Here is a 6,062-nt window from a genome sequence, read left to right on the forward strand (position 1 = left end):
GGTCGCGCCCTGGTCAGGCGTTGGGAGGCAGATCCGTTCCCGCGCCACGCCTGCGGGCGCGCAGGAGGTCGTGGCGCTCGGCCGGGAGGGTGGGCTCGCCCGCGCCCTGCACGACGAACCCGGCGTCGGCGATCATCTCCAGGTCGTCGCGGCCCGCCTGCCCCTCGCTGGTGAGGTAGTCGCCGAGGAAGATCGAGTTGGCGATGTGCAGCGCCAGCGGTTGGAGGGAGCGCAGGTGGATCTCGCGCCCCCCGGCCAGCCGCACCTCCACGTCGGGGAAGACGAACCGAGTGGCGGCCAGGACGCGCAGGCAGCGCTGCGGGGTCAGCTCCCACGTGCCTTCCAGGGGCGTACCGTCGAACGGCATGAGGAAGTTGACCGGCACCGAGTCCGGGCCCAGGTCACGCAGGGCGAACAGGGCGTCGACGAGGTCGTCGTCGGACTCCTTCATACCCGCGATCAGCCCGGAGCAGGGCGACAGCCCCGCGTGCTTGGCCCGTTCGACCGTGTCGACCCGGTCGGCGAACTCGTGTGTGGTGCAGATGTCGGAGTAGCGTTCCCGCGAGGTGTTGAGGTTGTGGTTGTAGGCGTCGACCCCGGCGTCGCGGAGCCGGTCGGCCTGCCCCTCCGAGAGCAGGCCGAGGCAGGCGCACACCTCGACCCCGGGGTGCTGTTCCTTGATCCCGGCCACCGCCGGGGCGAGGCGGTCCACGTCGCGGTCGGTGGGCCCGCGCCCGCTGGCCACCAGGCACACCCGGCTGGCCCCGGCCCGTACACCGTGCGCGACGGCCTCACGGGTCTGGTCGGGTTTGAGCCAGGTGTACTTGACGATCTCGGCCCGGGACCCCAGGCGTTGGGAGCAGTAGGTGCAGTCCTCGGGGCACAGGCCGCTCTTCATGTTGACGAGGTAGTTGAGCTTGACGCGGCGGCCGAAGTAGCGACGGCGGACCCGTGAGGCGGCGGCCACCAGGTCCATCAGGTCGTCGTCGGAGCCGGTCAACACCTCCAGGAGTTCGTCGCGGGTGGGGGCCTCGCGCCGGAGGGCCTTGTCGGAGAGTGCGTTCAGGCGAGCGTGGAATGTCATCACGGGCACGATCCTGGGGGCTGGACGCGGGTGCGCGCAGTGCCCGAACCCGCCAAGAATCCGCCGTGAGTCTTGTGCCGCTCCGCACGCGTCGCGGCCCGGGGCTCCGGCAGCGGGGTGTCCGGATACGGTCAGCGCGCTGCCGGGCGCCGCGGCCGCCGCTACGGTACCGCCCATGCGCGAACTCCCCTCCCCAGCGCCGGTCGGCGCTCCCTGGTCGTCCCCGGTGCGCCTCCTGGGCACGGGCCTGCTCGTCCTGGCACCGGTGCTGTTGCTGGTCGGAGTGTTCCTGGACGCGGGCCGGTTCGTGCACGGCCCGGATCGCGTGTGGGTGGCGGCCCTGGCCGCGTCCTCGCTGTTCACGCTGGGCGTCTCGCTCGGGGGAGCTCGCGCTGCGCGCGGGCTCGGCCCCGCAGAGCTGGGAATCCTCGGGCCGCTCACCCGGGTGGCGGCCCTGGTCCTGTTCGTGGTGTCGCTGAACGGTGCCGTGGTGGTGGGGCGCGCCCTGCTGTTGCCCGTGTGGTCCGCTCCGGGCACCACGGCGTGGCTGACGGCCTCCTGGGTGGCGCTCGCCGCCGCCCTCCTCGTTCTGGTGGTCGGTGGGCACCCTCCGGCCGCGTCCGGGCGGACGATCCTGGGCGGGACGGCGAACGCACTGGCGGCGGCCCTGGTCGTCGGGCTCGTGGTGGGCACCCTCCTCCCCTACGGGCACGAGTCCGCGGGAACCGGCGGTGAGGCGCGTGTTCCCGACACCGTCGGTCAGGTGGTCTGGACACAGCCCCCGTACCCGGGGCGCGCGTCCGCCCTCCACCCCACCGCCCATGGCGTGCTCGAGGTGGCGGAGGACGGGGTGTCCGGGGTGTACCAGAGCTGGAACGTGACGACCTGGTCCTACACGTCAGGCGGGGAGCCGCCGGAGGTCGTGGTGCGGGCCGGAGGCGAGATCGTGGACGTGCTGCTGCCCGGCCGGGAGGCCTTCCTGACCCTGGACACCCGGACGGGCGAGCCCGTGGTCCCACCGCCGGGCAGCGGCCGCCCCGTCGCCGACAGCTCCGGGGAGGCACTGGTCCGGCAGCTCGGAGCGCATCGCGGCGACGTGCTCTGGGAGTACGGGGGAGAGGAGGGGTGCCTACCCCGGGCGGGCGGCCGGGAACGGCTGGACGACGAGGGCGTGGTGGCCGTCGGCGACACCGTCGTGGTCGCGCTGTTGTGCGCGGAGGGCCTGACCGACCCCCTGGAGGGCGATGTCCGGGCAGCGCCCCGGCTGGTGGGTCTGGACTCCACGACCGGTGAGCGGCTGTGGAGCGTCGACCACCCGGGCCCGGGAACGGAACTCCGTGCGGGCGGAGGGGTGGATCTTCCCGTACCGGTCACCGCGGTCTCCCTCGGGCCGACACCGCACACCGGCTCCTGGGCCGGTGACGCCGTCGCCTTCGAGGGTGGTCCCTACGTGGACGCGGCGGACGGCACGGTCCTGCACCCGGGGGACGGCACCGCACCGGGCGAGGGGGAACCGCTGGAGGGGGCGACGGTGCATGGGGGGCGTGTCCTGGTCGACTTCGGCGCGGACTCCTACGTGAACACCGTGTGGACGCCGGGCACGGAGGGCACGCGATCCGAGGTCGCGCCGGAGGACGTGCGGGTGTGGTTCGAGGAACGCGCCTGGGACGGGCGCCTGCTGCGGGAGACCGCTCCGGTGGCGCTGGAGCGGCCACCGTCCGCGGCCCACACCGAACCCCTGACCGACGCGGTGGTGCACGCGGTGAACGGCGCCACCGTCCTGGTCCACCCATGGGACGGCAGCCCGCACCACGAGGTCACCTCCCCCGCCCTGACGCGCATGGAACTGGAGGGCGCGCCCCTGCCGCTGGCGGTCCCGGGCTCGGTCCTTCTTCTGACACCGGCGGGGGACGGGCTGGTCGCGGCCCTCGGCTGAGGGACCGACCGGGACCGCCCGAACCGGTGCGCACCCCTGCCTGGGCAACAGGGCCGCGACGGCGCCGCCGGCTCACGTCGGAGGACGTCTCCTGGGCGACGGACGGCGCGGGTCCCGCTCCGGGCACGTCCAGCGCCCCATGGGCGGCAGGGGGTCGCCGGTGGCCGGTAGCGGGGTGAACCCGGCGGCGCGGAAGAACGCCAGCCTGCCCTGCGTCCCCTCACCGCCCTCCGGAAGCAGGAACACCCACCGGACCCCGTTCTCACGCGCCTCGCGCACGTACCGGTCCAGCAGGGCGCACCCGATTCCGCGCCGACGCCACGCGGGGTCCACGACGACGGCGAGCACGTACCCGTGCGGCGGGGGAGCGGGCGCGCCGGGTCCGGTGTAGGCCCAGTCGAGAACCGCCTCCAGCCAGCCCACCACCCGGCCCGCCTCCTCCGCGACCAGGACCACCATTCCGGGAGGCAGCAGCCGATCGGGGTAGCCCTTGGTGTCGAAGTGCGGTGCGGCCCGGATCATGAGATCGCTGATCGCGGGCCCGTCGTCACCGGTGGCGCTCCGGACGATCATGCACCCAGAGTATCGGCCGGTCGGTGGTTCGCCTTCGATCCGTCGTGCGGTGATTTCGCCCCCCATAGCCCTCAGCCCTGGGATTTCCGACACCACCGCGTGCGCGGGGTGTCGGATTGCCCCGCGAGCACCCCACCCACGATCATCACGTTCGGTGACTCCCAACGAAAGGTCCGTTCGCATGCTCCGAAGCCCGGCCGTCCTCGCCGCCCTCCCGTTCGCCGCCGTGTTCCTCCTGGCGCCCTCCACAGCGCACGCCCAGGCCCCCACACCCCTGACCGAGGCGATCGAGGCCCTCACCGTGGCCGAGGAGTCGCGCGAGGGCTACGACCGAAGCCTCTTCCCGCACTGGACGGACGCCGACCGGAACGGCTGCAACACCCGCGCGGAGGTGCTCCTGGAGGAGGCCGTCACCGCTCCCGAGGTCGGTGAGCGCTGCCGCCTGAGCGGTGGCGAGTGGTACTCCTACTACGACGACCGCTCCTTCACCGAGGCCCGGGCCCTGGACATCGACCACATGGTGCCGCTGGCCGAGGCCTGGGACTCCGGCGCCTCGCAGTGGAGCACCCAGCGCCGCCAGGCCTACGCCAACGACCTGGACGAGCCGGTCGCGCTCGTCGCGGTCAGCGCGTCGTCCAACCGCTCCAAGGCGGACAAGGACCCGTCGCAGTGGCTGCCGCCGGCGGCCGACACGCACTGCCGGTACGTCACGGAGTGGACCACCGTGAAGACCCGCTGGGGCCTCACCGTGGACGAGGCCGAGCGCGAGGCGCTGAACACCGTGGCGCAGGACTGCCCGGACGCGGTCGTGGAGACCACCCCGGCTCCCTGACCCCCACACGCCTCTGACGCGGGCCCCGGATTCCCCGGGGCCCGCGTCGTGTGTCCGGACCGTTTTCGGTCCTGCCCGGATTCCGGTTCGTGCGTACGTCTCCGGTGGCTCATGGGGGCGGTGGGGCTTGTTCCGTGAATGCCCGTGTCCTTATACGAACAGGCCTTTCGGCGGGTTTCCACGAACCGAGAGGGCGAGACCTCCGAGGTCATCTCCCCTTCCCTCCCCGGTCGATCCGGGCCACCCGGTCACCGCCCGGGCCGGTCGCCGAGAAAGAGGGCGAAGACGACGGCGGCTCGTGAGTGCGGTCGCCCACGCGGGTATCGAGCCCGGGTAGTTCTCGCACCCCCGATTCCGCGAGGAAGGGACCCCCGTGAAACTCCCCCGCTTCACCCTCTTCCGACGTCTGGGCGCCCTGCTGTCCGCGGCGCTGCTCACCGTCGTCCTCCTCCCGGTCGGCGCCGGGGCGAGCGAACAGGCGCTCGCCTCCGTCAACCTGCGCACACCCTTCGACTGCGGCCAGGTGTGGAACGCCAACACCCGCACCAACCACAACCCGCAGCTCTCGGTCGACTTCCAGCGCTCGCCCGCCCTCAACCAGAACGTGCGCTCCAGCGCCGCCGGCACCGTGACCACGGTCGCCGACCGGGGCAACACCAGCTACGGCAAGTACATCGTGGTCGACCACGGCAGCGGCGTGACGACCCTGTACGCGCACCTCAACTCCCAGTCGGTCTCGGTCGGTACCCGGGTGAGCACCGGCACCGTCATCGGCAAGGTCGGCAGCACCGGCGGCTCGACCGGCCCGCACCTGCACTACGAACAGCGCGTCAACGGCACCGTGGTCCGCGCGGTCCTCAACGGCGTGGCCATCCGCTACTACGGCAACACCACCATCACCAGCAGCACCGGCTGCTGACGTCCCGGTTCACGGGCGGCGCGGGTCCCAAGGACCCGAGCCGCCCGTTCGTCGTTCCGCGGGCACGCGGGCGGCCGGGTGGGAGATGACGCATGGGAGACGCGGCGGGCGGCGGGGGTTTCTCGCCGCGTTCCGGTGCGGTCCGACACGTGCCCGCGACGCGTCGCGATAGTGACCCAAGGAGGCGATTCCGCCACTGTGGGTCACACGCGCACCACCCATGTGCCCCCGGACCTGGGAAAGGGCTGCCTCCGCACCCCGCTCCGGCCGGCCCGCGGACGCCTCGTCCACCGCGTACCTCGGGTCCGGAAGCGACTGGTCATCCCTCGGGCGACACGGCGAAGGTTATGCCTAGGTCACCCTATTCGCCGCCCCTTCACGCAAACATCATATTCCCCCGATACCACTCGGCCGTGTTTGTGTCCCAGCGAGGCTGGGGTATTCCCCTCAACGCCAGAATGGCGACCGAGCGAACAGGGATGGCAACAATGGGTATCCGAACGTGGGAATCAGTCGGCGGCGGTCCCCACAACCGCCTGACGGACCTGGAGGAGCGCGAACTCCAGCAGGTCGAAGCGACCCAGTCGACTGAGGAAACCGACGCGCAGGACTAGGGCCCGTTTTGTGGATCATTCCGCGCTCGCGTGGCCAGGCTGCCTCTCGCTGCGCCGATGAAGCTCGGACAGCCAAACCCGGGCTGACCGTCGCTCATCGTCTT

At 72.3% G+C, this 6,062-nt stretch carries 6 protein-coding genes; 4 read left to right on the plus strand and 2 right to left on the minus strand.

Annotated features, from left to right (window positions below; all coding sequences use genetic code 11):
- Positions 1-13: 13 nt before the first annotated feature.
- Positions 14-1,084, minus strand: a complete 1,071-nt coding sequence (bioB, locus tag ACFYL4_RS09480; RefSeq protein ID WP_387517775.1) for a biotin synthase BioB — start codon at positions 1,082-1,084, stop codon at positions 14-16.
- Between the two features lie 175 nt (positions 1,085-1,259).
- Between bioB and ACFYL4_RS09485 the strand changes: the two genes are divergently transcribed.
- Positions 1,260-3,020 carry a hypothetical protein gene (locus tag ACFYL4_RS09485; RefSeq protein WP_387517777.1) on the plus strand — a complete coding sequence of 587 codons (1,761 nt, stop codon included), beginning with the start codon at positions 1,260-1,262 and terminating at the stop codon, positions 3,018-3,020.
- Between the two features lie 72 nt (positions 3,021-3,092).
- On the opposite strand, the gene ACFYL4_RS09490 is transcribed toward ACFYL4_RS09485, so the two are convergent.
- Complete coding sequence (locus ACFYL4_RS09490) at positions 3,093-3,593, minus strand: GNAT family N-acetyltransferase (protein WP_357761998.1); 501 nt, start codon at positions 3,591-3,593, stop codon at positions 3,093-3,095.
- Positions 3,594-3,774: 181 nt separating this feature from the next.
- Here ACFYL4_RS09490 and ACFYL4_RS09495 point away from each other — a divergent pair, with 181 nt between their 5' ends.
- The 3 genes from ACFYL4_RS09495 (at position 3,775) to ACFYL4_RS09505 (ending at position 5,958) form a co-directional block, all read left to right on the plus strand.
- Entirely contained in the window at positions 3,775-4,425 is a 651-nt protein-coding gene (locus ACFYL4_RS09495; protein ID WP_387517779.1) for an HNH endonuclease family protein, read from the plus strand.
- 373 nt (positions 4,426-4,798) lie between these two features.
- Positions 4,799-5,344, plus strand: coding sequence for a M23 family metallopeptidase (locus tag ACFYL4_RS09500; RefSeq protein WP_387517781.1), 546 nt, complete (start codon positions 4,799-4,801; stop codon positions 5,342-5,344).
- Between the two features lie 488 nt (positions 5,345-5,832).
- A complete protein-coding gene (locus ACFYL4_RS09505; protein WP_387517783.1) occupies positions 5,833-5,958 on the plus strand; it encodes a hypothetical protein in 126 nt (41 codons plus the stop codon).
- The last annotated feature ends 104 nt before the right edge of the window (positions 5,959-6,062 follow it).

The sequence above is a fragment of the Nocardiopsis sp. NPDC006938 genome (assembly GCF_042869555.1).
Taxonomy (GTDB): Bacteria; Actinomycetota; Actinomycetes; order Streptosporangiales; family Streptosporangiaceae; genus Nocardiopsis.

Coding starts and splice junctions, on each gene's coding strand:
- bioB (WP_387517775.1), bottom strand. CDS start 1,084: ATGACATTCCACGCTCGCCTGAACGCACTCTCCGACAAGGCCCTCCGG.
- ACFYL4_RS09485 (WP_387517777.1), top strand. CDS start 1,260: ATGCGCGAACTCCCCTCCCCAGCGCCGGTCGGCGCTCCCTGGTCGTCC.
- ACFYL4_RS09495 (WP_387517779.1), top strand. CDS start 3,775: ATGCTCCGAAGCCCGGCCGTCCTCGCCGCCCTCCCGTTCGCCGCCGTG.
- ACFYL4_RS09505 (WP_387517783.1), top strand. CDS start 5,833: ATGGGTATCCGAACGTGGGAATCAGTCGGCGGCGGTCCCCACAACCGC.
- ACFYL4_RS09490 (WP_357761998.1), bottom strand. CDS start 3,593: ATGATCGTCCGGAGCGCCACCGGTGACGACGGGCCCGCGATCAGCGAT.